The organism is Brachybacterium sp. HMSC06H03, from assembly GCF_001807385.1.
GTDB classification, from domain to species: Bacteria; Actinomycetota; Actinomycetes; order Actinomycetales; family Dermabacteraceae; genus Brachybacterium; species Brachybacterium conglomeratum.
Map to the genome: position 1 here is coordinate 1 of NZ_KV788697.1, position 2,003 is coordinate 2,003.

Here is a 2,003-nt window from a genome sequence, read left to right on the forward strand (position 1 = left end):
CCCCGCCGGCGACCGGCCCACGGCCGACGGGCACACGGCCGACGGGCCCGCGGCCGGCGCTCCCTCCGTCCGCGCCCTCGTGGACCTGGCGCCCTACGCCGCCGAGGACGATGCCGGCCCCCTCCACTGGTGGATCGCCTCAGACCTCTCCGAGCTCGCGACCGGCGCCCCGCTCTCCCCCGAGCACGTCCTCGGCGTGGGCGGCGCCTCCCTCACCCTCGCCCGGATCACGCCCCGCACTCCGGTCGGCCGGGTGCTCGACCTCGGCTGCGGCGGCGGGATCCAGGCGATGCACGCCTCCCGCCACGCCGAGCACGTCGTGGCCACCGACCTCTCCGAGCGCGCCCTCGCCTTCGCCGCCTTCAACGCGGCGCTGAACGGGATCGAGCTCGACCTGCGCCGCGGCTCCCTCCTCGAGCCCGTCGCCGGCGAGGTCTTCGACCTCGTCGTCTCCAACCCGCCCTTCGTGATCACGCCCCGCGCGGGCGACGACGAGCACGACCCCTGGACCTACCGCGACGGCGGCCGCGCCGGCGACACCCTGCTCGCCGAGCTGCTCGCACAGCTCCCCGCGCACCTCGCCCCGGGCGCGAGCGCCGTCATGCTCGGCAACTGGGAGATCACCGACGAGGAGGACGGTTTCGCGCATCCGCGGGCATGGCTCGAGCCCGCCCTCACCGACGGGGTCGACGCCTGGGTGCTGCAGCGCGACCGGGAGGACCCCGCCGAGTACGCGGGGACCTGGGCCCGCGACGGCGGGATCACGCCGCGCGATCACCGCTGGGACGCGCTGATCGACGCCTGGCTCGAGGACTTCGCCTCCCGCGCGGTCGAGGGCATCGGCTTCGGCTACCTGCTGCTGCGCCGCCCCGACGCCGGCCGACGGGGCCTGCTGCGCACCGAGCTCGCGACCGGCACCGGCAGCGGCACCCTCTCGGAGCACCTGGCCGCCTCCCTCGCCGCGCTCGACCGTCTCTCCGCGCTGGACGACGAGGCGCTCGCCGCGACCCGCCCCGTCCGCGCCGAGGACGTCGTGGAGCGCCGTCACCTCACCCCCGGCCAGTGGGACCCGCTCCTCATCGAGCTGGTGCAGGGGGCGGGCCTCGCCCGCACCGTCCCCGCGGACCAGGCGCTCGCCGCGACCGTCGGCGCGCTCGACGGGACGCTCACCCTCGGCCAGGTGATCGCCGCGGTCTGCGCCCTCACCGACGCCGACGTCGAGGAGACCCGCGCCCGGATCCTGCCCGCCGTGCGCGAGCTCGCACTGACGGGGATGGTGGCCCTGTGACGGCGCCCGAAGCCCTCTCCGCGGCGGAGCCCGCACCGCCCTCCCCCGTCGGCCTCGCCCGGCCGCTGCTGTCGCTGCTGGTCGCCGCGGTGTGCGGCGCGGCGGTGGTGCTGATGGCCCGCGGCGCGGTCGGCACCGCGAGCGGTCAGCGGCTGGACCAGCTGACCCTCTCCGGCTCCCGGAACCACGACGGCCTCCTCTCGCGGATCGCGGAGCTCGCGGTGGAGACGGTGAGCATGCCGGTGATCATCGCCCTGCTCGCGCTCACGGCCGTGATCGCGCTGCTGCGACGCCGCCCCGCGCTGCTGATGCCGCTGGCCTCGCTCGTGCTCGGCGCGAACCTCACCACCCAGGTGATCAAGCACCTGCTGGTCAGCCGCGAGGTGCTGGGCCCCGGCATCGAGCCGACCACGAACTCCTTCCCCTCCGGCCACTCCACCCTCGCGGCGACGACGATGATCGCGCTCGTGCTCGTCGCCGGACGGGCCCGGCCGCTGGTCGCCCCGCTCGGCCTGCTGTGGAGCGGCGCCGCCGGCATCGGCACCCTCGTCACCGGATGGCACCGGCCCAGCGACGTGATCGGTGCGATCGCGGTCAGCGCCGCCTGGACCTTCCTCGTGCTCGGGGTGGACGGGCTTCACACGAGGCGGCGGCTGCGCCGCGCGGCCGCGCATGCCGGCCGGGGGCGGCGACGTCGCGGACGCGACCTCCGCCA

General features: G+C 76.6%; 2 protein-coding genes. Both read left to right on the forward strand.

Annotation, left to right across the window (positions count from 1 at the left end):
• Positions 1 to 1,288 (forward strand): methyltransferase (locus HMPREF3159_RS18110; RefSeq protein ID WP_070499840.1); only part of this gene is annotated, 1,288 nt, incomplete at its 5' end.
• On the forward strand, positions 1,285 to 2,003 hold a 719-nt coding region (locus HMPREF3159_RS04360), incomplete at its 3' end, for a phosphatase PAP2 family protein (protein WP_070499841.1). The genes HMPREF3159_RS18110 and HMPREF3159_RS04360, both read left to right, overlap by 4 nt.